Origin of the sequence: Enterovirga aerilata, assembly GCF_013044135.1 — a bacterium.
Classification (GTDB): domain Bacteria; phylum Pseudomonadota; class Alphaproteobacteria; order Rhizobiales; family Beijerinckiaceae; genus Enterovirga; species Enterovirga aerilata.
The window spans coordinates 156,051-180,073 of record NZ_JABEPP010000006.1; the positions used below are offsets into that span (position 1 = coordinate 156,051).

Here is a 24,023-nt window from a genome sequence, read left to right on the forward strand (position 1 = left end):
CGCTCGCAAAAGGCCCGCTCGGGCCGAGCGGGCCTCGGTGGGGACGGGCCGCTCAGGCCCGAAGGCGACGGCGTTCCGCGGCCGGCTGGTAGGCGATCCGGCAATGGTGGGCGCAATAGGGGAGCCCGGTCACGGCCCTGCCGCCGCAGAAGGCGAAGTCGGGCTTGGACGGATCGCCCAGCGGCCAGCGGCAGGTCGTATCGCGCAGCTCCATGATGGAGACCCGCTGCGATACCGGGATTTCGACCTCCTCGACCGGCCAGCGGTCGTCGGCGACGACCGTCGGCCGCATGAGCTGCTCCGGGTCGCGCGGCGGGGTGCGCCCGCCCTCGAGCTGGGGCGGGGTGGGGACCACCGGCCGAGCCTTCGCGGGCCGCATTGCCGCATTCTGGCCCGGCTTCGCGCGGCCGGAAAGGCCGAGCCTGTGCACCTTCCCGATCACCGCGTTGCGTGTCACGCCCCCGCCGAGCGCAGCCGCGATCTGGCTCGCGCTCAGGCCCTCGCCCCACAGCTTCGTCAACAACTCGACGCGGTCGTCAGTCCAGCCTGTGGCCGCATCAATCATTCCTGGTCTCCACCGGACAGCCTCCAGTCCGAATCCCTCACCGTTCGCGGACGAAACTCCGTCCGACCGCGCTGCCGCCAGCTCGCCCAGTGATGAGATTTGTGCGTCGGACGAAGAGAAGCCGTCCGACCGCCGGGACCCTACTCGACCGGTTGACTCGGGCGCAAGAGTCCCCCCGGAGCCCCTCCGTTTATCCCCAGACAATGTCCGGCCGGTGTGGCAAGGTTGCTCGTCGCGGGCCCCTCGTGCCGCCCGGAATAGAGCCGGCACGGCACTCGTCTGATCAGGTATGGGAAGGGAGAGGCACCATGAGAACGACACCGCTCATGCTTGCTCTGGGGCTCGCGTCCGGCGCAGCCCTGGCCCAGTCCGCCGAGCCTGCCAGGGTCGCGGACACCGCGAAGGGGAAGGTTCTCGCCGATGCGCGCGGGATGACGCTCTACACCTTCGACCGGGACGGCGCAGGCGTGTCGAACTGCACCGGGCAATGCGCCCAGAACTGGCCGCCCCTTCTCGCGCCTGCGGATGCGGCGCCTTCCGGCAACTGGATGGTGGTCACGCGCCAGGATGGCGGCAGGCAATGGGCCTACAAGGGCAAGCCTCTTTACGGCTGGGTCCGGGATTCCAAGCCGGGCGACGTGACCGGGGATGGCGTCAACAGCGTCTGGCACGTGGCGACGCCTTGAGGCTCGGCGCCGGGATGGACGAGATCGCCGCCCTCATCGAGCCGCACATCCCGGCGCTCAGGCGTTATGCCTGGGCGCTCCTGCGCGACCACGAGGCCGCCGACGATCTGGTCCAGGACTGCCTGGAGCGGGCGGTCGGCCGCTGGCGGCTGCGCCGACGCGACGGCGACCTCAAGGCCTGGCTCTTCGCCATCCAGCACAATCTCTTCATCGACGGGTTGCGGCGGAAGCGCCGCGAACTCCTGCGCGCCGAGGTGGAGGATCTCTCCGGCATCCCGGAGCCCGGGATCGAGCAGGAATCCCGCGCGGCGATGCGCGACATCCTGGCCTGTCTCGACGCGCTGCCGGCGGACCAGCGGGCCGTGATCCTGCTCGTCGGGGTCGAGGATCTCTCCTACGAGGAGGCCGCGCGGGTCCTCGGCGTGCCGATCGGCACGGTGATGTCGCGTCTGAGCCGCGGGCGCGAGAAGCTGCGCCGCTACCTGGAAAGCGGCGCCCAGCCCATGCTCAGGAGGGTCAAGTGACCGGCTCCGAGCTCCCGGTCGGCGAGGACGATCTCAGCGCGCTGGTCGACGGCCGGCTCACGCCCGAGCGCGCCGCCACCGTCGAGGCCTATCTGGCCGCCCGACCCGAGGAGGCGGCACGTATCCAGGCGGACCGTGCCATCCGCGCGGCTCTGCGCGAGCGGCTGGCGCCGAAAGCCGGCGAACCGGTCCCGGCGCGGCTTCGCGCCGCGGCCGTGATCGCCGAACGGCGGCGGATCAGGCGAGGGCGGCTTCGCCAGGCGCTCGCGGCCTGCCTAGTCCTCCTGGCCGGCGGGACGGGCGGCTGGTTCGCGCGCGACCTGTCCGAGCGGTTCTGGGGCATCCCGGCCCGGCCCGCGCCCCTGCCGCAGGAGGCGCTCGCGGCGCACCGGATCTATACCGTCGAGGTGGTGCATCCGGTGGAGGTCAAGGCCGACCAGGGGGCGCATCTCGCGCAGTGGCTCTCGAAGCGCCTGGGGCGGCGGCTCGCGATCCCGGATCTCGAGGGGGTCGGCTTCCGGCTGATCGGCGGGCGGCTGCTTCCGGCCGGCCGCAGCGACGTCGCCGCACAGCTCATGTACGGCGCCCAGGACGGCTCCCGGCTGACCCTCTATGTCCGTTGCGGCGAGGCGGGCCGCTGGGACCTCCGGGTGACGAAGCAGGGCGAGTTCGCCTCCGCGACCTGGGCCACCGGCGGCTATGGCTACGCGCTCTCCGGCGCGCTCGATCCCGACCGTCTCATGATGGTGGCGCGCGCAGCACTGAGCGAGATGACGGGCGGCGGCTGAGCTGCGCCTCGGTGGTCCGGGTGCCCCGGAGCCGGAACGGGGCGATCGTCGGTCGGGACGGTGGCGGGCGCCGTGCTATTCAGGGCCATGTCCGAATCGCTCGCGAGCGCGGCTCCGGCTTCCCGCCCCGTCCACGGGGTCGTCCGCTCGGTCTGCGGGCGGCCCTGGCTGGAGCGGCTCGATTCCGCCTCATCGCTCATCGCGGCCGCGATCTCGCAGACGCACGGGGTTCCGGACGTCGTCGCGCGGGTGCTCGCGGGTCGGGGCGTGTCCGTCCAGACCGCGCCGGGCTTCCTCGCACCGCGCCTGCGCGACCTCATGCCGGATCCGAGCCGGCTGACGGACATGGACGCGGCCGTGGCCCGTCTTGCGGACGCGGTCCAGCGCGGCGAGCGGGTCGCGATCTTCGGCGACTACGACGTCGACGGCGCCTGCTCGGCGGCGCTTCTCGCCGAATACCTCCGGGATTGCGGGCTCGCTGCCCCGATCCACATCCCCGACCGGATCACGGAAGGCTATGGGCCGAACGTGGAGGCCATGCGGTCGCTCGCCGGGGAGGGCGCCTCTCTCATCGTGACGGTCGATTGCGGGACGGCCGGCCAGGGGCCGCTGGAGGAGGCGGCACGGCTCGGGGTGGATGTCGTGGTGCTCGACCATCACGGTGCGCCCGAGAGGCTGCCGCCCGCCGCCGCGATCGTGAACCCGAACCGGCTCGACGATCTCTCCGGGCTCGGCCATCTCTGCGCGGCGTCAGTCGTGTTCATGACGCTCGTCGCGCTCTCGCGCGAACTGCGCCGGCGCGGCTTCTGGCAGGGGCGGCCGGAGCCGGATCTCCTCGCCGCGCTCGATCTCGTCGCGCTCGCGACCGTCGCGGACGTCGTGCCCCTCATCGGCCTGAACCGCGCCTTCGTGCGGCAGGGGCTCGCCGTGATGCGCAGCCGCCGCCGGCTCGGGCTCGCGGCGCTCATCGACGCCGCCCGCGTCGAGACCGCGCCGGAATGCTGGCATCTCGGCTACTGCCTCGGGCCGCGCATCAATGCCGGCGGGCGGATCGGCGATTCGTCCCTCGGCGCGCGTCTTCTCATCACGCAGGACCCGGGGACCGCCGGCACGATCGCGGCGACGCTCGAGCGCCTGAACGAGGAGCGCCGCGCGATCGAGGCCCGCGCCGTCGAGGAGGCCGAGGCGGAGGCGGCAAAGCGCCTGGACGCCGAGCCGGACGCGCCCGTCCTGGTCCTCGCCTCGCCGGACTGGCATCCGGGCATCGTCGGACTGGTCGCGGCGCGCGTGAAGGAGCGCTTCGGCCGGCCGGTCTTCGCCTTCGCCCGGAAGCCGGACGGGACCGCGACGGGCTCGGGCCGATCTGTCCCCGGTGCCGATCTCGGGCGCGCAGTCCGGCTCGCGGCCGAGGCGGGCGCCGCGATCAAGGGCGGCGGCCACGCGATGGCGGCCGGCGCGACCGTGCTCGCGCGCGACCTCGACCGCTTCCGCGAGGCGATCGCGGCGGCCCTGCCGGCCCGCTCCGCCGGGGAGCCGGCCGATCCGCTGCTCGTCGATGCCGCGCTCTCCGCGGGCGGCGCCTCGGCCGAGACGGTGCGGGCCCTGGAGAGCGCCGGGCCGTTCGGCCAGGGCCAGCCGGAGCCCGTCTTCGCCTTCGGACAGCATCGGGTGGCGGAGGCCCGGCAGGTCGGCCAGAACCACGTCCGCGCCCTGCTGAAATCGGGGGACGGCTCGAGCCTCAGGGCGGTGGCGTTCCGGGCCGCGGACAAGCCGCTCGGCCGGGCGCTTCTGGACGCGGTGGGCCGGCCGATCCATGTCGCGGGCACGCTGTGCATCGACCGCTGGGGCGGGGGCGAGCGCGTCGAGCTGCGGATCCTCGACGCAGCCATTCCAGGCTAGGATCATCGGATCACATGAAGCGCCTCGTTCTGCTCCGCCACGCCAAGGCCGTCGGCAAGGATGCCGCGCGCGACTTCGACCGCGTGCTCGCGCCGCGCGGCCGGGCCCAGATGGAGGTCGTGGCGCGCCACCTCGCCTCCATGCCGCTCGACCTGGCGCTCGTCTCGCCCTCGGCGCGCACGCGGGAGACCTGGGAACTGGCCCGCCGCCCCGAGGTCCCCGTCCGGTTCGACCGGCGGATCTACGAGGCGAGCGAGCCGGAGCTTCTCAAGGTCGCGCAGGAGGCCGAGCCGAGTTCGGAAGCCCTCGTCCTGGTCGGCCACAATCCCGCCTTCGAGGAACTCGCCCGCGACCTCGTCCGCACCGGCGACGAGGCGGGGATGGGGCGCCTGCTGGACGGAATGCCCACCGCCGCGGTCGCCGTGATCGCGTTCGAGATCGACAGCTGGCGGAGGCTTTCGCGGAAGACGGGGCGGCTTCTCTCCTTCGAGACGCCGGCCTCGCTCGGCTTCGAGCGGGACGACTGAAGGCAGCCCTGCTTGCGCGCGCGCCGGCGCGGTCCCAAGTTCCGGGCTGAGATCAGCACCCGCCCGTGGCATCCATCCTCGACATCGCTGGCCGCGCAGGCTCCGCGGCTCAAGCCGCCTTCGAGGCGGGGCAGAACCTGTTCCAGCCGACGCTGCGGCTCGGCGTGACGGGCCTTGCACGCTCGGGGAAGACGGTCTTCACCACCGCGCTGGTGCATCATCTCGTGCGCGGCACGCCGCTTCCGGCCTTCTGGGCCGCCGCCGAGGGGCGCATCCGGCGGGCGCGTCTCGCGCATCAGCCGGACGACGACGTGCCCCGCTTCGCCTACGAGGCCAATCTCGAGGCGATGGTCGCGGAGCGGCGCTGGCCAGCCTCGACGACCCGGATCTCCGAGCTCAGGCTCGACATCGATTTCGAGCGGCGGTCGCGCTGGCGCTCCGGACCGGGGCGGCTCACCCTCGACATCGTCGATTACCCCGGCGAGTGGCTGCTCGATCTCGCGCTGATCGAGACCGACTTCGCCGAGTGGTCCCGGGCGATGACGGCCTCGGCCCGGCGGCCGGACCGCGCAGGCTTGGCCGGCCCGTGGCTGGCGGAACTGGCCGGGCTCGATCCGGCCGGCCCGGCGGACGAAGCCGTCGCGGCACGCGCGGCGGAGCGTTTCCGAACATATCTCGAGGCGCTTCGCGCCGATCCGGAGGCCGTCGCGACCACCCCGCCCGGGCGCTTCCTCATGCCGGGCGACCTCGCGGGCTCGCCGGCCCTGACCTTCGCGCCGCTCGACCTCCCGCCGGGCGTGCCGGCGGGGTCGGACACGCTCGCCGGGCTGATGCGGCGGCGCTTCGAAGCCTACAAGGCGCGCGTCGTCCAGCCCTTCTTCCGCGAGCACTTCCAGCGGGTCGACCGCCAGATCGTGCTCGTCGACGTGCTGGCGGCCGTGGATGCCGGTCCGACCGCGCTGGCCGAGCTGGAGGAGGCGCTCGACCGCGTCCTGCTCGCCTTCAATGCTGGGCGCAACACGCTGCTTTCGCGGCTGTTCGCGCCGCGCGCCGACCGCGTCCTCTTCGCCGCAACCAAGGCGGATCACATCCACCACACCAGCCACGACCGCCTGGAGCGGCTGCTCCGGCACCTGGTGGCCCGGGCGGTCCGGCGCACCGAAGCCGCAGGCGCCCGCGTCGGCTCGGTCGCGCTCGCCTCCGTGCGGGCCACGCGCGAAGCCGCCGTACAGGAGGGTGGCGCGACGCTGAGGACGGTGGTCGGCACGCCCGAGGCGGGCGAGCGCATCGGCGACGAGCTGTTCGACGGGACGGAGGAGGCGGCGATCTATCCGGGCGAGCTTCCGGCCGATCCGGCCGAGGTGCTGGCGGGCGCCGTCCCGCCCGGCTCGCTCCGCTTCCCGCGCTTCCGCCCGCCGCCCGTCGCTGCGGACGCGGCCGGCCGGCCCGGCACCCTGCCGCATATCCGGCTCGATCGCGCCCTGGAGTTCCTGATGGGGGACAGGCTGGCATGACGACTGGCCCGCGCGCCTTCCGGCTGCAGAATCGGTCCGAGCCCGACTTCGAGGCTGCGCGGGTCACGGAGGAGCCGCTCGACGCGATCGAGGCGGCTGATCGCGTCCCCGTTCTCGTCGAACGCCGGCGGCGGGTGCCCTGGCTCGGCATTCTCGCCTCCGCCGTCGCGGGGCTCGCGACGCTTGCGATCGGGCTCGGCGTCGAGCGGCTGATCGCGGATCTCTTCGCGGCCGCGCCCTGGCTCGGCTGGGTGGCGCTCGCGCTCGCGCTTCTCGCCGGGCTCGCGCTTCTGGCGATCCTCACGCGCGAGCTGCGCGGAGTGTGGCAGGAGCGCCGGCTCGAGCGGCTGCGGCAGGCTGCCGCCGAGATACTGACGGTCCGCGACCACGAAGGGGCGAAGAGGCTCGCGCGGGACCTCGCCGGCCTCTACGACGCACGGAGCCCGCGCACCATCGGTCCGCGCGTCCGCGACGTCGAGGACGAGATCATGGACGCCGAGGACCGGCTCGCGCTCGCCGAGCGCACGCTGCTCGCGCCGCTGGACGAGGAGGCGAAGCGCGCCATCGCCGGGGCCGCAAGGCAGGTCTCCGTCGTGACCGCCATCTCGCCCCGCGCGATCGTCGACGTCGCCTTCGTGCTCTACGCCGCCGCGAAGCTCCTGCGCCGCATCGCCCGCATCTACGGCGCCCGGCCCGGCTTCTTCGGCGCGCTCCGGCTTGCGCGCGCAGCCGTCAACCACCTCGCCGTGACGGGCGGGGTCGCGGTCGGCGACAGCCTCGTCCAGCAGGTCCTGGGGTTCGGGCTCGCCGCCCGCATCTCCGCCAAGCTCGGGGAGGGCGTCCTGAACGGGCTCATGACCGCGCGCTTCGGCCTGGCGGCGCTCGAGGTCTGCCGGCCGCTTCCCTTCATCAAGGAAGAGCCGCCGCGGATCGGCGACGTCGCCGGGGAACTGCTCTCGCGTTCCGAGCAGGAAACGGCGCCGCCCTGAACCCGGCAGATTCTGCCTGTCTGGCCCGTCCGGAGGGCCGAAACGGCCGGGTCCCATCCGCTAGGTCTATGTAGAATCAATGTGTTAGCGGTGGCATGCCGGTTGCTGCCCTCCGCCCGTTCTGGCCCGGCGCCGCGCCGGGCGGGGAGGGTAACGAGTCATGGGTATCCTGGGTGCGTTGTCGACGGCCGTGTCGGGCCTGTCCGCCCAATCCTACGCGCTTGAGAACATTTCGGGGAACATCGCCAACTCGCAGACGGTCGGCTTCAAGCGGGTCGATACGAGCTTCGTGGACCTGATCCCGGATTCACCCGTGAAGCGGGCCGCCTCGGGCTCCGTCATGGCCTATTCGTCCCTGACGAACACGCTCCAGGGAACGCTGCGGACGACGAACCTCTCCACCAACATGGCGCTGTCGGGCGACGGCTACTTCGTCGTGGCCAAGAACGAGGGCTCCGAAGCGCTCCCGATCTTCAACAGCATCAACCAGTTCACGCGCCGGGGCGATTTCAAGCTGGACGCCAACGGCCACCTCGTGAACGGCGCCAACCGCTATCTCGTCGGCACCACCTACAACCCGGCGACCGGCGCCGTGACGGGGTCCTCGACAAGCCCGATCCAGATCCCCGACACCTCGATACCCGCCAGGCAGAGCAGGGAGGTTCTCTATTCGGGCAACCTGCCGACGATCCCGAAGCCCGACAAGTATTCGCAGAGCGATCCGGGCTCGGACATGATCCGTCCCGCCGGCTACGCCACCGACCCGGTGACCACCGGGACGGTGGTGGGCGCGGATGTCACGACCTTTCTCGGCGAGTCCATTCCGGGTGGCGAGATCACGCTCTATTCCGGCAACGGAACGGCCGTGACCGCGCAGATGCGCTGGGCCAAGGCGGCCGACAACACCTGGATGATGTTCTACCAGGCGAACTCGACGCCCAGCCAGACCGGCGTCGCCTGGCAGAGCGTCTCCGGCACCACGCCGATCACCTTCGACGCGAACGGCCAGCGGACCTCCGCCCGAAACCTGAGCATAGCCGGGATGACGGTCGACGGCGTGACGGTCGGCGACATCGTGCTCAACTTCGGCGCGGGCGGCCTCACGCAGTTCGGGGACGTGAACGGCCAGGCGACCCCGACCATCACGCAGGACGGATACGCCTACGGGACGCTGGCGGGCATCTCGGTGAATACCGACGGGTCGGTGATGGGCAGCTACACCAACGGTCGCACGGCCAAGCTCGCGCAGGTCTCGGTGGCGCATTTCGCGGCCGACGACGAGCTCAAGCGCGAGGACGGGAGCAGCTTCAGCGCCACTGCGGAATCCGGCCCGCCGGTCTTCGGCATGATGGGCACGGTGATGACCGGGGCCGCGGTCGAGGAATCGAACACCGACATCTCGGACGAATTCTCCAAGATGATCGTCACCCAGCAGGCCTATTCCGCAAATACCCGCGTCATGTCGACGGCCCAGCAGATGCTGCAGGACGTCATCAACATCGTCCGATAGGGCGGGAGCGCGCTGGAGTAGCGGTCCGTGAGCATATCCGGCGCCATCAACTCGGCCCTGACGGGGCTCAAGGCCACGCAGGCCGGAATCGACCTCGTCTCGAACAACGTCGCCAATTCCGGGACTGTCGGCTACACGCGGCGCGTCCTCCTCACGAGGGAGGACGTCGCCGGCGGGCGGACGACGGGCGTCAACGTCCTGGGCGCCCAGCGCATCCTCGACACGCTGCTCCAGAAGCAGATCCGGCTGGAGAATGCGGGGGCCGGCTACACCTCCGTCAAGGCGAGCTATCACTACTCCCTGGACGGGATGTTCGACGCGCCGGGCGCCACGGGCTCGCTCACCGGGCTGATGAGCTCGCTCTCCACGGCGCTTTCGGCGCTCGCGACCAATCCGTCCACCTTTTCCAACCGCACCACCGCGCTCTCGGCCGCCGCCGACCTCGCGGCGTCCCTCAACTCGCTGTCCGGCCAGGTGCAGAGCCTCCGACAGACCGCGGAGGGCGCGCTCGGCGCCGCGGTCTCGCAGGCGAACTCGCTCCTGCAGCAGATCGCGCAGGTGAGCACGCAGATGCGCGCCAACCCGGCCAATGCCGACAGCCCGGGCCTGCAGGACCAGCGCGATCTCCTGATCGACCAGCTCTCGCAGCTGATGGACGTCCAGGTGACGCCCAAGCAGAACGGCGTCGTTTCCATTTCGACGACGGGAGGGCTGCTCCTCTTCGACGGGCAGCAGCCGGTCACGCTCGGCTTCGACGCGCAGTCGCCGATCGGACCGCAATCCTTCTACGATGCCGATCCCGCGAAGCGCCGCGTCGGCACGATCACGGCCACCAATCCGCAAGGTGGACGGACGGACGTCCTCGCCTCCGGGATGATCCGCTCGGGCACGATCGCGGCCTATATCGAACTGCGCGACGAGGTCCTGGTCCAGGCGCAGACGCAGCTCGACGCGGTGGCGGCGGGTCTCGCCTCCGCGATGTCCGATCGCGACCTTGCGGGCGCGGCCGTGACTTCCGGCGGGCAGACCGGGTTCGACCTCGACCTCTCTGCCCTGCAGAACGGCAACCCGGTCACCGTTTCGGTGACGGCCGGGGGCGTGCCCCGCACGGTGACTTTCGTGAGAACCGGGAGCGCCGCGGCCGCGGCGGCGGCCACCGCCTCGGGCAACGGCGTCATCGGGATCGACTTCTCGGGCGGCATGGCCTCGGTCGCCGGCCAGATCGGGACCGTGCTCGGGCCGGGCTTCGCGGTCTCCAGCCCGGCTGGCTCGACGCTGCGCATCCTGGATGACGGCGCAGCCGGTACGACGGATGTCCGCGGGCTGTCCGGCCGCGCCACCGTCACGGCGCTGAATAGCGGCGAGGTCGAGCTGCCGCTCTTCACCGACGGCGCGGGGGTCTATACCGGCTCCTACGAGAATGGGTCGCAGCTCGCGGGCTTCGCTGCGCGGATCACCGTGAACGCGGCCGTGAAGAACGACCCCTCGCTTCTCGTCGCCTACACGCCGTCGACTCCCGCTGCCGACACGGCCCGCCCCGACCACCTGCGCGACGCGCTGAGCACGCGCACGCTCTCCTTCACGGGCGCGGCCGGGATCGGCGGGTCGAGCGCGCCCTGGTCCGGCACGATCTCGGAATTCGCCAACCAGGTCGTGGCCACGCAGGCCACCAACGCGATTTCCGCCGGGAACCTCGATTCCGGCCAGAAGGTGGTGCTGAACGCGCTCCAGAGCCGCTTCTCCGAGCAGTCCGGCGTGAATATCGACGTCGAGATGGCGCAGCTCATCCAGCTTCAGACGGCCTACGGCGCCAATGCCCGCGTGATGACGGCCGCCAAGGAGATGCTCGACATGCTGATGAGCATCGGCGCATGACGATCAGGGCCTACGGCACCGCCGCCTTCAGCTCGCTGCGCTCCACGCAGAGCTTCGAGACCGCGAAGGCGAACCTCGCCGCGCTCCAGAACCAGCTCGCGAGCGGCAAGGCGTCCACGACCTATTCCGGCCTCGGAATCGGCGGCGCGAGCGCGACGCTCGCGCTGCGCACCCGGATGACGACGCTCGACGGCTATGCCGCGAGCATCGCGGACGGCCAGCTCCGGCTTCGGACGATGGAGACGGGGCTCGAGCAGATCGCGAAACTGGCCTCGGGCCTGACCACAAGCCTCGCGGCTTCCGCGAGCGAGACCCCGGTCGGCGCGACGAACGTCGCGGTGTCGGCGCAGAGCGGCTTCCAGACCATCGTCGACATCCTCAACACGAACCTCGCGGGCCGCCATCTCTTCTCCGGCCGGGCAGCGGATACCGAACCCGTGGCATCGGCCTCGCTGATGCTGGACGGCGACGGCACGCGGGCCGGCCTCAGGACACTGATCGCGGAGCGAAGGGCTGCCGATTTCGGCGGAAGCGGGCTCGGGCGGCTGACGCTCGCAACGGCGGGGACGACCGTGACGCTCGCCGAGGAGGCGGCTGGACTCCCGTTCGGCATCAAACTGGCGAGCGCGGAACCCGCGGCGGGCAACGTGACGGCCACGTTGGGGGCGGGACCGCCGCCGGCCGTAGCGGTCTCCGTCGCCGCCCAGCCTGCGGTCGGCGACACCGTGAGCATCGGGGTGACGCTGCCGGACGGGACCGCCAAGACGATCACCCTCGTCGCGGGCGGCAGTACCGCAACCGGAACGACGGCCTTCGCCATCGGCGCGACGACGGCGGATACGGCCGCGAACATCCAGGTGGCCCTGAACACGGCGCTGACCGGGATCGCGGCCGCAGAGCTTCCCGCCTCGTCGGCCATGAAGGCCGCGAACGACTTCTTCGCCGCGACTTCGGGAAGCCCGCCGCCGCGCGTCGCCGGCCCGCCCTTCGACACGGCGACCGCACAGGTCGCGGGCACCGCCGCGGACACCGTCATCTGGTATGCGGGGGACAGCTCGGCCTCGCCCCGCGACACGGCCCCGGTGAGGATCGGGGACGCCCGCACGGTGGGCATCGGCGCCCAGGCGAACGAGCCCGCCTTCCAGGCGGTGCTGGCAAGCTTCGCGGCGCTCGCGGCGGACAGCTTCCCGGCCTCCGACGCGACTGCGCTGAAGCGCTACCAGGCGCTCGGCGCCGCGATCAGCGCGCGGCTGAACATCCCGGGCGCGCAGAAGGTGGCCGACATCGCGGCCGAGCTCTCGGTCGCGGGCGCCACGATGGGAGAGGCTGCGGGCGACCTGAAGATCACGAGAGCCCAGGCGGAGGACGCGCTGGCCGAGATCGAGAATGCGGATCCGACCGAGGCCGCGATGAAGCTGCTCGCCACCCAGACGCGGCTTCAGGCGAGCTACCAGGCGACCTCCGTCCTGCAGCGCCTCTCGCTCGTGAACTACCTGTAGGGCCCTCCAGGCTCTGCCAGGCGGGAAGGCGCCGCCTCTCGGCTTCGGACGACCGTCAGTCCGAGCCGCCGGGCGGCTGTTCCTTGAGGTAGGGCTCGACCTTGCCCTTCAGCTTGATGGTCATGGGATTGCCGGCGCGGTCGCGGGCCTTGCCGGCCGCGACCCGAATCCAGCCCTCGCTGACGCAATATTCGTCGACATTCGTCTTCTCGACGCCGTTGAAGCGGATCCCGATCCCGCGCCCGAGGAGAGCGGCATCGTGATAGGGGCTGTCGGGGTCCGTCGAGAGGCGGTCGGGCAGGATGTCGGTCATCTGAGCTTGGATGCGTCGGTCCGGGCGGTGAGTTACCCGCTCGCCGCCCGGATTCCAACGCCAGTCCGCGTCAGTTCTGGACGGTGCCGCTCGCGTCGACCGGCACGACCTTGCCGCCCTTCACCAGCCCCACGACCAGCACGGCGTTCGAGCCGCCCTTGGCGTCCACGCTGTTGATCGAGGCCGGGTTGCGCTCCGGCGGAAGCTTGCCGAAGGCGTCCGACAGCTTGGCGAAGATGGCCGGCGCATCAGACACGGTGCCCGCGAGCTTCATGGCGTCCGCGACGGCGTTCAACGAGCTGTAGTTCAGCGAGGCTTCGGTGCCGGGATCGCGGTTATACGCCTTGCGGTATTTCGGCACGAAGGATTTCGCGCCCGGACGCTGATCGAAGATCAGCGGCAGCGTACCGATCGCGCCTTCCAGCAGCGACCAGTCACCGCCCAGCACGGCCGCCATCTCGTCGAGCTTGGCCTGGTCCATGACGATGAAGCCGCCCTGGAAGCCGAGTTCCCGCGCCTGTTTGGCGACGAGCGCCGTCGGCTCGGAGGCGCCGCCGATGAACATCACGTCGGGGCTCGCGGCGAGCACCCGGCTCACGCCGGAATAGAAGTCGGTGTCCTTGTTGTAGGACATCGGGTTCTCGGCGACGACCGTGCCGCCGGCCGCCTTCCAGGCCGGCGCGATGAGCGCCGCCCACGCCTTGGCATAATCATGGTCCGCTCCGGCCATGCCGAGCTTCTTCCCGAAGGCGGACATCTCCGCCTTGATGAAGGGGTCGAGATAGCCTGCAAAGGACGGCGGAATCCGGAGCGTCAGCTTGTTTCCGCGCTCCGTCATCTGCGGCACGCTCGTATAGGCGCCGATGATGAAGCCGTCCTGCTCGTTGAATGCCTGCATGGCGAAGTTGCCGCCGGAATGCGGGCAGAAGACGATGGGCGCCTTGTACTGCGAGCGCAGGCGCTTCGCGTTCACGGCGGCCTCCGACGGGGAGTATTTGTCGTCGAGCCCGACCACTTCGAGCTTGTACTTCTTGCCGCCGACCTCGAGCCCGCCGGCCTCGTTGATCTCCTTCGCGGCGAGCTCCAGACCGGAAAGCGTGTTCTTGCCGTAGAGCGCGGCACCGCCCGAGAGCGGACCGGTCCAGCCGATGGTCACCGTTTCCTGGGCCAGCGCGCCGCCCGCCACCGTCCCGAACATGGCGGCGGCCGCCAAGCCCCAGACCACCCGTCTCGTCATCCTCATCGGTCGTCTCCCTGTCTGCGGCCGTCCCGCGCGGGCCGGCTCTCCTTGCGGTGGTTGTAACCCGTTCGGCTCACGCGCCGATATACGCCTTGCGGATACGCTCGTCCCCGAGGAGGGCGTCGGGATCGCCCTCCATCACGATGCGTCCGTTCTCGATGACATAGGCGCGGTGCGCGATCTTGAGCGCCGCATAGGCGTTCTGCTCGGCGAGCAGCACGGTGGTGCCGGCCTCGTTGATGGCCTTCACGGCCGCCAGCACCTGCTTCACGACGAGAGGAGCGAGCCCGAGCGACGGCTCGTCCAGCAGAAGCACCTTCGGGCGGCCCATGAGGGCGCGGCCGATCGCGACCATCTGCTGCTGCCCGCCCGAAAGGGAGCCGGCGTTCTGATGCTGCTTCTCGCGCAGGATCGGGAACATCTCGAAGACCCGCTCCAGGATCGCCTTCGAGCCTTCCGGATCGCGTCGGTGCACATAGGCGCCGAGCATCAGGTTCTTGTGGACGGACATGCCGGGGAAGAGCTTGCGCCCCTCGGGGCAATGGACGAGCCCGTCGGCCACGATCTGCGACGGCTTGCGGCCGGCAAGCTCATGGTCGCCGAGGCGGATCGAGCCCGCCTTGAGCTTGCGCAGGCCGCTGATCGCCAGGAACAGGCTCGACTTGCCGGCGCCGTTGGCGCCCAGCATCACCACCAGCTCGCCCTTGTCGACATGCATCGTGACGCCCGAGAGCGCCCGGTAGCTGCCGTAATCGAGCGTCGCGCCCTCACACCGCAGCATAATCAGCCCCGAGATATGCCTCGATCACCTTGGGATCCCTCGACACCTCGGCGGGGGTACCCTCCGAGATCTTCTCGCCGTGGTCGAGCACCACGATGCGGTCGGCGAGCCCCATGATCATGCCCATCTTGTGCTCGATCAGCCCGACCGTGAGGCCGCTTTCCGCCATCTTGCGGATGAGCCGTGCAAGGCCTTCCGTCTCCTCGGGATTCACGCCCCCCGCCGGTTCGTCGAGGAGAACGATGCGCGGGTCGGTGGCGAGCGCGAGCGCGAAGGCGACGCGCTTCTTCTCCTCCTGGCTGATATCGGCGACGACGCGCTCGGCCGCGTGCTCCAGGCCGACGAAACGCAGCACCTCCTCCGCCTTGGCGCGGCATGCCCGCTCGTCGGCCTGCAGGCGCCTGGTGTTCAGGACGACGTCGAGCAGGTTCGAGCTGGTCCGCAGCTTGTGCCCGACGATGAGGTTGTCGAGCACGCTCGCATCCTCGAACAGGGTCGTGGTCTGGAAGGTGCGCGCGATGCCGCGCCGCGCAATGCGGTCCGGACGCATCCCGGTGACGTCCTCGCCGTCCAGCAGCACGCGGCCCGCGGTCGGCTGATATGTCCCGGCGCAGAGATTGAAGAAGGTGGTCTTGCCGGCCCCGTTCGGGCCGATCACGGCCGTGATGCGGCCGGGCTCGAACTTCGTGGACACGTCCTTCACGGCAGCGAGCCCGCCGAAGCGCTTGGTCAGGTTGTGGACCTCAAGCATGGGCAGGGGTCCTGTCGGCCTCGGCCGCAGCGGCGCTGCGCTGGACCGCGGCCGCGCGCTCGGCCGCAGCCTTCGCGCCGGCCTGCCGGGCCTGGCGAGCCTTGAGCGTTCCGATGATGCCGCGCGGCAGGAACATCACCAGAAGGATCAGGAGCGGTCCGAAGACGAGCAGCCGGTAATCCTGCAGGAACTGCAGCGACTGCGTCGCCCAGGTGAGCGCGACCGCGCCGAGGACGGGCCCGGACAGGGTCCCCAGCCCGCCCACCAGGATGAAGGCGATCATGTCGAAGGCGTTCGCCTCGCTCGCGATCTGCGGACCGATGAAGCGCACGAACCCGGCATAGAGCCCGCCCGCATAGCCGGCATAGGCGGTCGAGATCACGAAAGCCGTCACCTTCGTCCGCATCAGGGGAATGCCGAGCGCCTCGGCCAGGCCTTCGCCGCTCCTGATCGCGATGAAGGCGCGGCCGAGAAGCGAATGGACGATGCGGTCCATGAGAAAGAGCGAAAGCGCGAGCACCGCCAGAACGAGGTAGTAGTTGGCGAGCGGCGTCTCGAAGCGGAGCGGCCCGATCGGGGAGGGCGCCGGGATGCCGATGATGCCCACGACCCCGTGCGTGAGCGCGTCCCACTTCTCGATGACGAGCCAGATGATGAGCCCGACGCAGAGCGTGAAGATCGCGAAGTAATCGGCCTTGAGCCGCAGCGACACGAGGCCCGCCAGGAAGCCGAACGCCGCTGCCACCAGCCCCGAGAGGAAGAAGGCGAGCCAGAACGGCACGCCGTAATCGACGGTCAGGATGCCGAGCGTATAGGCTCCGATCGCCATGAAGCCGGCATGGGCGAGGTTGAGCTGGCCCGTATAGCCGAGGATCAGGTTCAGCCCGATCGTGGCGATCGCGTAGATGAACGCGAGCGCCATCACGTAGATGAAGTAGTCGTTCGGGACGACCAGGGGGTAGACGATCGCGAGGGCGAGCGCCGCAAGCGCAACCGCGCGGCCGGACAGGGCTTTGGCTATCATCGGGACGGTGCCGGGAAGAGGCCCTGGGGCCTGAGCGACAGGATGGCGACGAGCAGCGCGAAGGCGATGATGTCCTTCAGGTCCGTCGAGATGTAGAAGGCCCCGAAGCTCTCCGCGAAGCCGATGATCATGCCGCCGAGGATCGCGCCCGGCACCGAACCCATCCCGCCCAGGATGATGATCACGAAGGCCTTGAGGATCACCAGGTTGCCCATCGAGGGCGAGATCAGGTTGATCGGCGCGAAGAGCACCGCCGCCACTGCCGCGAGCGCGCCCGAGATCGCGAAGGTGATGATGGAGACCCGCGTAAGATCGATTCCGACGAGCGAGGCGCCCTCGCGGTTCTGAGCCATGGCGACGATCGTGGCCCCGGTCGTCGTGCGCTTCAGGAAGAGGTGGAGGGCGATCATGAGCCCGATCGCGCCGCCTATGATCAGGGCGCGCTGGATGGGCAGGACGGTTCCGGCGATCCGCATGATGCCGGGAAAGGGCGGGGCCATGCGGCGGAAGTCCGCGCCCCAGATCGCATGCGCGACCGCTTCGATGAAGAGAAGGAGCCCGATGGCCGCGATCATGTCGTGAAGCGGTGGCGAGTCCCGTAGCCGCGAGAAGACGAGCCGCTCCGACAGCACCGCGATGGCGGCCGTCACGGCCGCAGCTCCGATGAGCGCGACCCAGTAGTTGGCCCCGAGCGACCCGATGAAGAAGAAGGCCGTATAGGCGCCCGCCATGAAGAGGGCGCCGTGCGAGAAGTTCGGGATGTGAAGGATGCCGTAAACGAGGGTCAGGCCGAGGGCGACGAGCGCGTAGACGCTGCCGAGCGTCAGGCCGTTCAGGATCTGCTGGACGAAGAGACTTAGATTCAAACGGCGGGACCTTGCTTGGCCGGCGGGCCGGATGCCGCTCGCGCGGGCGGCGTGTGCCGCCGCGGGACCGCGAGGGAGGACCGGGGACCGGGTCGTTTCCTCAGTTGACCCGGTTCCGGGCCACGGGCGCAGAGGCCCAGGGGCGCGGCTCGCGCGGCCGCATCTCGTTGCCAAAGAAACTGTCTCAAGAGGCGCAAGCGGTCAATCCGGTCGGGGCGTTCGGTCACAGGGGAAGATGGACCAAGGCGGGGACCGCTTCTTCTCTCTCACACCAGATCGGCGCGGCCGAGCTTCGCCAGTTCGACCTTGGCGCGCAGCTCGATCTGAGCGACGAGGTCGTCGAGGATCGGGTCGCCGCTCGGACCGGCGCCCGCGAGTGAACCTGCGATGCGGCCGAGATCGGCGGCCGGGACGGAGCCGGCGAGGAGCGACGCCTTGAGCCGGTCCAGACCGTCGAGGAGCTCGCGCCCGCGCCGGGCGGAGCGCCGCCGGCGCTCGGCCGGGTCCTCTTCCGACTGCAGCTGCAGGATTGCGTCAAGCGTCGCCAGCGGGGCTGCGGCGCCCGCCGCCGAAGTCGTGGCAGCCGCCTTGCCGTCCAGGCTGAACCGCGTCCCGCCGGCCTCCCGCGGCCGCGAAGCCGGCGCATAGGCGGCGGCCGCGAAACGCGGATCGATGCGCATGGTGGAACTGCCCCGGCGAAACCCCGCCGGAGCATCGGGCCGCATGGTTAACGCTTTCTGAAGCGGCGGGCAGCTTTTGCCGGGCAGGCAGGCGCGATCGGCCGGCCCGATCGGCGAGAGTTGTATCATGCGGCAGAGAAATGCAGGTTTACCAATGACTTAGAAGATAGCGGCAGGTGGCACGGCCCTGGCACGGACATGTGCGCAGAACCGGGTCTCCATGCTCTCCGTGCTCAAGCGATCTCTGTCGCTCCTCCTTCTGGCCGGCTCGCTCGCGATTGCCGCGGCCGCGCCGGCTGCTGCGCTCTCGCGCATCAAGGACCTCGCGCAGGTCGAGGGCGTGCGGCAGAACCAGCTCGTCGGCTACGGCCTCGTCGTCGGCCTGAACGGCACGGGCGACACGCTCAACAATGCGCCCTTCACCAAGCAGTCGCTCACCGCGATGCTGGAGCGGCTCGGCGTGAACACGCGCGGCGCGACGCTCCGGACCGCGAATGTCGCGGCCGTGATGGTGACCGCGAACCTGCCGGCCTTCGCGACCCAGGGCACGCGGCTCGACGTCACCGTCTCGGCGCTGGGCGATGCGAAGTCGCTCCAGGGCGGGACGCTGCTCGTGACGCCGCTCCTGGGTGCCGATGGCGAGGTCTATGCCGTCAGCCAGGGCTCGCTCACGATCGCCGGCTTCCAGGCCGAGGGGGATGCGGCGAAGATCACCCGCGGCGTGCCGACCGTCGGCCGGATCGCCAATGGCGCCGTCATCGAGCGCGAGGTCGAGTTCAAGCTGAACGCGCAGCGCACCCTGCGGCTGTCGCTCCGCAACCCCGACTTAACCACGGCCAAGCGCATCGCCGCGTCGATCAACGACTTCCTCGGCGCCGCCACGGCCGAGCCGACCGATCCCGCCACCATCACCCTGAACATCCCGGCGAAATACCGGGGCAACATGATCCAGCTCCTGACCGAGATCGAGCAGCTCCGGGTCGAGCCCGACCAGGCGGCGAGGATCGTGGTCGACGAGCGGTCCGGCATCATCGTCATGGGGCGGGACGTGCGCGTCTCGCAGGTGGCGGTCGCGCAGGGCAACCTGACCGTGACGATCTCGGAGCGGCCGGAGGTGAGCCAGCCCGAGCCCTTTTCCGAAGGCGAGACCGTCGTCGTGCCGCGCACGAGCCTCAAGGTCGAGACCGGCGACAAGAACAAGCTCGCCATCGTGCGCGAGGGCGTGACCCTGCGCGAACTCGTGGATGGCCTCAACGCGCTCGGGGTCGGGCCGCGCGACCTCATCTCCATCCTGCAGGCCATCAAGGCGGCCGGCGCGCTCCAGGCCGATATCGAGGTGATGTGATGGTGGCACCGCTTGCCATGCTCGGGCTCTCGCTCGCAGCCAATCTCGTCAACGGGGTCGTCGGGGCTGCGGCCAAGTCCGCCACCGGCGCGGAGCAGACCCGCAGGACGGCCGAGGACTTCGAGACGATGTTCCTCGAACAGAGCCTCGATCGGCTCACGGAAGGCGCGGGCGAGGAGGGCCCGCTCGGCGAGAACGGCACCGGCGGCGGCGTCTACCGTTCGATGCTGTCCAAGGAATACGCGAGGTCGATCGTGAAGACCGGGGGGCTCGGCATCGCCGACCAGGTCTACCGCCAGATGCTGCAGATGCAGGAAGGGGCGGGGCAGTGATGCGGGACGTCCAGTCGCCCCGCTGCGCGGTCGCGAGCCGGGAGGAGGCCGAAGCCATGCTGGCCGCGCTGACGGGCGCTCTCACAGAGCTGGAGGCCTGTCTGGAGGCCGAGACGGCGCTTATCGGCGCGGGCCGCATCCGCGATGGTCTCGCGGAGGAGGCGCGCAAGTCCGAACTGTCAGGCGCCTATGTGCTGCGGCTGCAAGAGGCGAAGGCGAACGTCGTCGCGCTCGCGCGGCTGGCTCCGCCGGCGCTGGCGGCCTTTCGCAGCCGCCAGGCCGCCTTCGAGCGCGTCATGGAACGCAACCAGACCGTGATCGCCACGGCGCGCGCCGTCTCTGAGGGGCTTATCCGCGGTCTTTCGGAGGCGGTGGAACGGGAGGCGCGCCCCAAACTGTACGGCCTGCCGAGCCGGGGACCAGGGGCGGTCGCGCCCGCCGCCGCCCCGCTCGTCTTCTCAGGACGATTTTAACCTCCCGCATGTTGGATAGCATCCGATGCGCGCCGGACGCGGAAAATTAACCTCGCGTTTAAAGGTCTGATTCAGCCCTCACGATTATGACGGAGGATGCAGCAGAAGGCTGCGTCAACGTGGATGTTCGACCATGGAAGTGGTTTCGAGCGCCAGAATCTCCGTCTTGCCCGGCCTGGGCGAGGCGCCGCGCGTCGTCGCGGCGCCGGCGCCCGATTCCGTCAGGACCGAGCTGCCGGCCCAGGCGACCGTTCAGCAATCGGCCGCGTCCCAGAAGCCCGCGAACGAGACGCGGAATGCTGAGCCCGACCCGCGCACCGACGTGTCGCGCAACGTGACCATCGACGCGAGCACGCAGGCGCTCGTCTTCCAGACGATCAACGAAAGGTCCGGCGAGGTCGTGCGGCAGGTGCCGGACCAGGCGCTGCTCCGCATCCGCGCCTATGCCCGCGAGCTGCGCGATGCCGAGGCCGAGTCCGCCGAAACCGAGCGCCAGGTGACGCGGATCGCCTGAAGGATCCGTTCACCCAAGACTCGGCCCCTCTCGGCTCTTTACCTCTCGTTTGTACCTCGCCCGGCATCATCCGCCGCGTCTTCAGGATGAAGGCGTGCCTCACGGCAAAACCAGAAGGGTTTGAGTTATGGCTGGTACCGTTATCTCGAGCGCGGTGCGCTCGAACCTGCTCGCGCTCCAGAACACCACGGCGCAGCAGGGCATCGTTCAGAACCGCCTCGCGACCGGCAAGAAGGTCAACTCGGCGCTCGACAACCCCACCAATTTCTTCACCGCTTCGTCGCTCAACAATCGCGCCTCGGGCTTGAACGCGCTGCTCGACGGCATGTCGAACGGCATCAAGACGCTGGAAGCCGCCGATAACGGCATGAAGGCGATCACCAAGAGCATCGAGTCGATGCAGGCGAACATCCGCTCCGCGCGCAGCGACAAGTCGTTCAAGGGTGCGTCCTACACGATTTCGGCGGCCGCGACGGGCAGCCTGACGTTCTCGGGGGGCGCCGTCGGCTCCTCTCCGATCAGCGTCGCCATCCCGGCCGCCACTGGCGTCGTCTCCGCGACCTTGACGGGCGCGGGTGGTTTCACGAACCGTGGCGCTGGCGGTGCTGCCGGCGACGTCGGTCAGGCGGGCTCCTTCACGATCCAGGCGGCGGGCCTGAACGGCGGCACCGCCGTGAGCGTGAGCGTGGCAGCCGACGACGACATCGATGAAGTCATCACGAAGATCAACGCCGCGCTGGACGGAGTGGCGACGGGCGACGGGGGCATCACTGCCTCGAAGTCCGGTGGTCAGCTGGTGCTGACGGGAACGAGCGGCAACAACATCACTGTTGCGAGCAGCACGAGCAACCTACTCAGCGATCTCGGTTTCGGAACCGGCAACACCGCGTCCACGAACGGCAACACGGGCCAGGCGGCGATCGACGCGCTGGTGAACACCATCAACACCACCTCGGGCCTGACCGACAAGATCAAGGCGTCGAACGACGGCGGAAAGCTGCGCATCGAGAACCTGTCGACGGACGATCTGACCGTCGTCGGCGCGTCCGCGACCGCCGTCACGGGCGGTACGGGCTCGTCGAATACCACCAAGATCGGCGGGAACGAGGTCCGCAAGAATCTCATCTCGCAGTTCAACGACCTGCGGACGCAGATCGACAAGCTGGCGAACGATGCGAGCTTCAACGGCATCAACCTCCTGAAGGCCGACAAGCTCAAGCTGACCTTCAACGAGGAGGGCACCAACAACATCGAGATCCAGGCGAAGGACGTCAAAGGCAATGTCCGGGCGATCAGCACCGCGACAGGCTCGCTGGAGATCGGCGAGGCGACGGCCGACGAGTTCTCCGACGACACCAAGTTGGACGCCCGCCTCGATGCGCTCAGCAAGTCGCTCACGACCCTGAACACGCAGGCTTCGACCTTCGGCTCGGCCCTGACGACCATCCAGACCCGTCAGGATTTCACCAAGAACATGATCAACACGCTGCAATCCGGCGCGGACGCTCTCGTCAACGCCGACCTGAACGAGGAAAGCGCGACGCTCCTCGCCCTCAACACCCGCCAGCAGCTCTCGCAGACGGCCCTGTCGCTCGCGAGCCAGGCGGATCAGGCCGTGCTGCGCCTGTTCTGATCGACATCGAGCTCAGGCCGGCGGAGCTTCGGCTCCGCCGGCCGAATCCTTGCAATCGAGCAATCGCATAGAGCGCTCTTTAACGCTTCGTTAGCCATAACCGGATCATCAAGGCGGGAGCGGGTCTTCGGAGCCGCGATCCAGGCAGGGTTCCGATGGCCACGAACGGTATCGTCCTCTCCTCGAGCGTGCGCACGAATCTGCTCTCGCTGCAGGACACAACCACCCAGCAGGGCATCGTTCAGAACCGTCTTGCCACGGGCAAGAAGGTCATCTCCGCCCTCGACAATCCGACGAACTTCTTCACCTCCGCCGGCCTGACCCAGCGGGCAAACGACCTCGCGGCGCTGCTCGACGGCATCTCGAACGGTGTGAAGACGCTGGAAGCGGCCTCAAACGGTGCGACCTCCATCACGAAGGTGCTGGAGTCGATGCAGGCGAATGTCCGCCAGGCCCGCCAGGACAAATCCTTCAAGGGCGAGCTGTTCTCGCTGAGCTCCTCCGTCGACACGTCGGCCGTCCGGAACATCACGATTTCCGGCGGCTCCGTCACGGGCGCGGTGAACATACCGCTCAACACCGTCGGCACTCCCGCCACGGCGGCCTCGCGCAGCTTCACGTTCGGCGGCGCGATGAGCTTCGACGACGCCGGAGACCAGCTCAACTTCTCGATCGCGATCGATGGTGGCGCGAGCACGGCCGTCAGCATCACGGCGGCCGATGTCGCAGCCGTCGGCAACAACGACGCCGTTCTCGACGATGCCGCCGAATTGCGGGCGGTTCTCGCTGCGAAGCTCGGCAGCAGCGCCACGATCGGCGGCTCGGGTACCACGGTCTCGATCAGCTCGAACTCCACCGGCGCGGCATCGCGGATCGCCATTACCGGAGTATCCGTCGTGAACGGCGGCGGTGCCGCGCTGACCAATACGTCCGGCCTTGCAGATGGCTCCGCCACGGGCACGGCAACGACCGGACTGAAGACGATCGACGAGATCGCGGACGCGATCAATTCGCACCCGAGCCTGACCGGAAAGGTGCGGGCGTCGAATGACGGCGGCAAGCTCCGGATCGAAAACCTGTCCGTCAAGGACATGACCGTCGCGGGCGTGAACAGCACGACCGGCCAGATCGACGGTTCCGGGGGCACGAAGACGATAGCGCTCAACGAGATCCGGAAGAATCTCGTCGCTCAGTTCAACGACCTTCGCGACCAGCTCGACAAGATCGCGAGCGATGCCGGCTACAACGGAGTGAACCTGCTGCGGGGCGACAAGCTGCGCGTCGTGTTCAACGAGCGCGGCACCAGCAGCATCGATATCGAGGCGAAGAACAAGACGGGCCCGTCGGGCGTCAGCACTGCCGCGAACTCGCTCAACATCCCGCCGGTCACCGAGGACGAGTATTCCAGCGACGATCTTCTGGATGCGCGGTTCAACGCCCTCAAGGACTCGCTGACGACCCTGCAGTCGCAATCCTCGAATCTCGGCGCGAATCTCGGCGTGGTGCAGATCCGGCAGGATTTCACCAAGCAGATGATCACGACCCTGCAGACCGGATCGGACTTCCTGGTGAATGCCGACATGAACGAGGAGGGCGCGAACCTGCTCGCGCTCAACACCCGCCAGCAGCTCTCGCAGACCGCCCTGTCGCTTGCCAGCCAGGCGGACCAGGCGGTGCTCCGCCTATTCGGCTGAG

Annotated in this window: 24 protein-coding genes; 16 read left to right on the plus strand and 8 right to left on the minus strand. The window is 69.6% G+C overall.

The features are described 5' to 3' along the window. Window positions 1-52: 52 nt before the first annotated feature. The gene (locus HJG44_RS20155) at window positions 53-565 is read right to left on the minus strand and encodes a GcrA family cell cycle regulator (RefSeq protein ID WP_171220140.1); all 513 of its coding nucleotides are present in this window, start codon (window positions 563-565) and stop codon (window positions 53-55) included. Window positions 566-873: 308 nt separating this feature from the next. On the opposite strand from HJG44_RS20155, the gene HJG44_RS20160 reads away from it, so the two are divergent. The 10 genes from HJG44_RS20160 (at window position 874) to HJG44_RS20205 (ending at window position 12,376) form a co-directional block, all read left to right on the plus strand. Further along, a complete protein-coding gene (locus tag HJG44_RS20160) occupies window positions 874-1,251 on the plus strand; it encodes a COG4315 family predicted lipoprotein (protein ID WP_171220141.1) in 378 nt (125 codons plus the stop codon). Window positions 1,252-1,265: 14 nt separating this feature from the next. Further along, window positions 1,266-1,775, plus strand: a complete 510-nt coding sequence (locus HJG44_RS20165; protein WP_171220381.1) for an RNA polymerase sigma factor — start codon at window positions 1,266-1,268, stop codon at window positions 1,773-1,775. Beyond that, entirely contained in the window at window positions 1,772-2,563 is a 792-nt protein-coding gene (locus tag HJG44_RS20170) for an anti-sigma factor (protein ID WP_171220142.1), read from the plus strand. Before HJG44_RS20165 ends, HJG44_RS20170 begins: the two co-directional genes overlap by 4 nt. Window positions 2,564-2,650: 87 nt before the next feature. Further along, on the plus strand, window positions 2,651-4,462 hold the full coding sequence (recJ, locus tag HJG44_RS20175) for a single-stranded-DNA-specific exonuclease RecJ (protein ID WP_171220143.1): 1,812 nt from the start codon (window positions 2,651-2,653) through the stop codon (window positions 4,460-4,462). A gap of 14 nt (window positions 4,463-4,476) precedes the next feature. Next, complete coding sequence (locus HJG44_RS20180) at window positions 4,477-4,989, plus strand: SixA phosphatase family protein (RefSeq protein WP_171220144.1); 513 nt, start codon at window positions 4,477-4,479, stop codon at window positions 4,987-4,989. 65 nt (window positions 4,990-5,054) lie between these two features. Continuing rightward, entirely contained in the window at window positions 5,055-6,503 is a 1,449-nt protein-coding gene (locus HJG44_RS20185) for a YcjX family protein (protein WP_171220145.1), read from the plus strand. Beyond that, window positions 6,500-7,492, plus strand: coding sequence for a YcjF family protein (locus tag HJG44_RS20190; RefSeq protein WP_171220146.1), 993 nt, complete (start codon window positions 6,500-6,502; stop codon window positions 7,490-7,492). The genes HJG44_RS20185 and HJG44_RS20190 overlap by 4 nt, the downstream gene beginning before the upstream one ends. A gap of 160 nt (window positions 7,493-7,652) precedes the next feature. Beyond that, window positions 7,653-9,002 carry a flagellar hook protein FlgE gene (locus HJG44_RS20195; RefSeq protein ID WP_171220147.1) on the plus strand — a complete coding sequence of 450 codons (1,350 nt, stop codon included), beginning with the start codon at window positions 7,653-7,655 and terminating at the stop codon, window positions 9,000-9,002. A 27-nt stretch (window positions 9,003-9,029) separates the two neighbouring features. Further along, a complete protein-coding gene (gene flgK / locus HJG44_RS24305) occupies window positions 9,030-10,877 on the plus strand; it encodes a flagellar hook-associated protein FlgK (protein ID WP_171220148.1) in 1,848 nt (615 codons plus the stop codon). Continuing rightward, on the plus strand, window positions 10,874-12,376 hold the full coding sequence (locus tag HJG44_RS20205; RefSeq protein ID WP_171220149.1) for a flagellin N-terminal helical domain-containing protein: 1,503 nt from the start codon (window positions 10,874-10,876) through the stop codon (window positions 12,374-12,376). The genes flgK and HJG44_RS20205 overlap by 4 nt, the downstream gene beginning before the upstream one ends. 55 nt (window positions 12,377-12,431) lie before the next feature. Here HJG44_RS20205 and HJG44_RS20210 read toward each other — a convergent pair whose 3' ends face one another. The 7 genes from HJG44_RS20210 to HJG44_RS20240 all read right to left on the minus strand — a co-directional run bounded on the left by HJG44_RS20210 (window position 12,432) and on the right by HJG44_RS20240 (window position 18,031). Next, the gene (locus HJG44_RS20210; RefSeq protein ID WP_171220150.1) at window positions 12,432-12,689 is read right to left on the minus strand and encodes a DUF3297 family protein; all 258 of its coding nucleotides are present in this window, start codon (window positions 12,687-12,689) and stop codon (window positions 12,432-12,434) included. Window positions 12,690-12,759: 70 nt separating this feature from the next. Then, window positions 12,760-13,932 (minus strand): ABC transporter substrate-binding protein, encoded by a 1,173-nt coding sequence (locus tag HJG44_RS20215; RefSeq protein ID WP_171220151.1) that lies wholly within the window; start codon window positions 13,930-13,932, stop codon window positions 12,760-12,762. A gap of 70 nt (window positions 13,933-14,002) precedes the next feature. After that, window positions 14,003-14,710: an ABC transporter ATP-binding protein gene (locus HJG44_RS20220; RefSeq protein ID WP_171220152.1), complete on the minus strand. Its 708-nt coding sequence runs from the start codon at window positions 14,708-14,710 to the stop codon at window positions 14,003-14,005. Beyond that, on the minus strand, window positions 14,697-15,461 hold the full coding sequence (locus HJG44_RS20225) for an ABC transporter ATP-binding protein (protein ID WP_171220153.1): 765 nt from the start codon (window positions 15,459-15,461) through the stop codon (window positions 14,697-14,699). The genes HJG44_RS20220 and HJG44_RS20225 overlap by 14 nt, the downstream gene beginning before the upstream one ends. Beyond that, window positions 15,454-16,485, minus strand: a complete 1,032-nt coding sequence (locus HJG44_RS20230; protein WP_171220154.1) for a branched-chain amino acid ABC transporter permease — start codon at window positions 16,483-16,485, stop codon at window positions 15,454-15,456. The genes HJG44_RS20225 and HJG44_RS20230 overlap by 8 nt, the downstream gene beginning before the upstream one ends. Next, window positions 16,482-17,351, minus strand: coding sequence for a branched-chain amino acid ABC transporter permease (locus tag HJG44_RS20235; protein ID WP_210261248.1), 870 nt, complete (start codon window positions 17,349-17,351; stop codon window positions 16,482-16,484). Before HJG44_RS20235 ends, HJG44_RS20230 begins: the two co-directional genes overlap by 4 nt. A gap of 266 nt (window positions 17,352-17,617) precedes the next feature. Continuing rightward, entirely contained in the window at window positions 17,618-18,031 is a 414-nt protein-coding gene (locus HJG44_RS20240; protein WP_171220155.1) for a flagellar assembly protein FliX, read from the minus strand. Window positions 18,032-18,251: 220 nt separating this feature from the next. Between HJG44_RS20240 and HJG44_RS20245 the strand changes: the two genes are divergently transcribed. The 6 genes from HJG44_RS20245 to HJG44_RS20270 all read left to right on the plus strand — a co-directional run bounded on the left by HJG44_RS20245 (window position 18,252) and on the right by HJG44_RS20270 (window position 24,022). Further along, window positions 18,252-19,376 carry a flagellar basal body P-ring protein FlgI gene (locus HJG44_RS20245; RefSeq protein ID WP_171220156.1) on the plus strand — a complete coding sequence of 375 codons (1,125 nt, stop codon included), beginning with the start codon at window positions 18,252-18,254 and terminating at the stop codon, window positions 19,374-19,376. Further along, window positions 19,376-19,708, plus strand: a complete 333-nt coding sequence (locus HJG44_RS20250) for a rod-binding protein (protein ID WP_246736388.1) — start codon at window positions 19,376-19,378, stop codon at window positions 19,706-19,708. Before HJG44_RS20245 ends, HJG44_RS20250 begins: the two co-directional genes overlap by 1 nt. 56 nt (window positions 19,709-19,764) lie before the next feature. Then, window positions 19,765-20,181 (plus strand): hypothetical protein, encoded by a 417-nt coding sequence (locus HJG44_RS20255; RefSeq protein ID WP_171220157.1) that lies wholly within the window; start codon window positions 19,765-19,767, stop codon window positions 20,179-20,181. Between the two features lie 133 nt (window positions 20,182-20,314). Continuing rightward, window positions 20,315-20,695: a hypothetical protein gene (locus HJG44_RS20260; protein ID WP_171220158.1), complete on the plus strand. Its 381-nt coding sequence runs from the start codon at window positions 20,315-20,317 to the stop codon at window positions 20,693-20,695. 127 nt (window positions 20,696-20,822) lie between these two features. Then, on the plus strand, window positions 20,823-22,328 hold the full coding sequence (locus HJG44_RS20265) for a flagellin N-terminal helical domain-containing protein (protein ID WP_171220159.1): 1,506 nt from the start codon (window positions 20,823-20,825) through the stop codon (window positions 22,326-22,328). Between the two features lie 155 nt (window positions 22,329-22,483). After that, window positions 22,484-24,022: a flagellin N-terminal helical domain-containing protein gene (locus HJG44_RS20270; RefSeq protein ID WP_171220160.1), complete on the plus strand. Its 1,539-nt coding sequence runs from the start codon at window positions 22,484-22,486 to the stop codon at window positions 24,020-24,022. Window position 24,023: the final 1 nt, after the last annotated feature.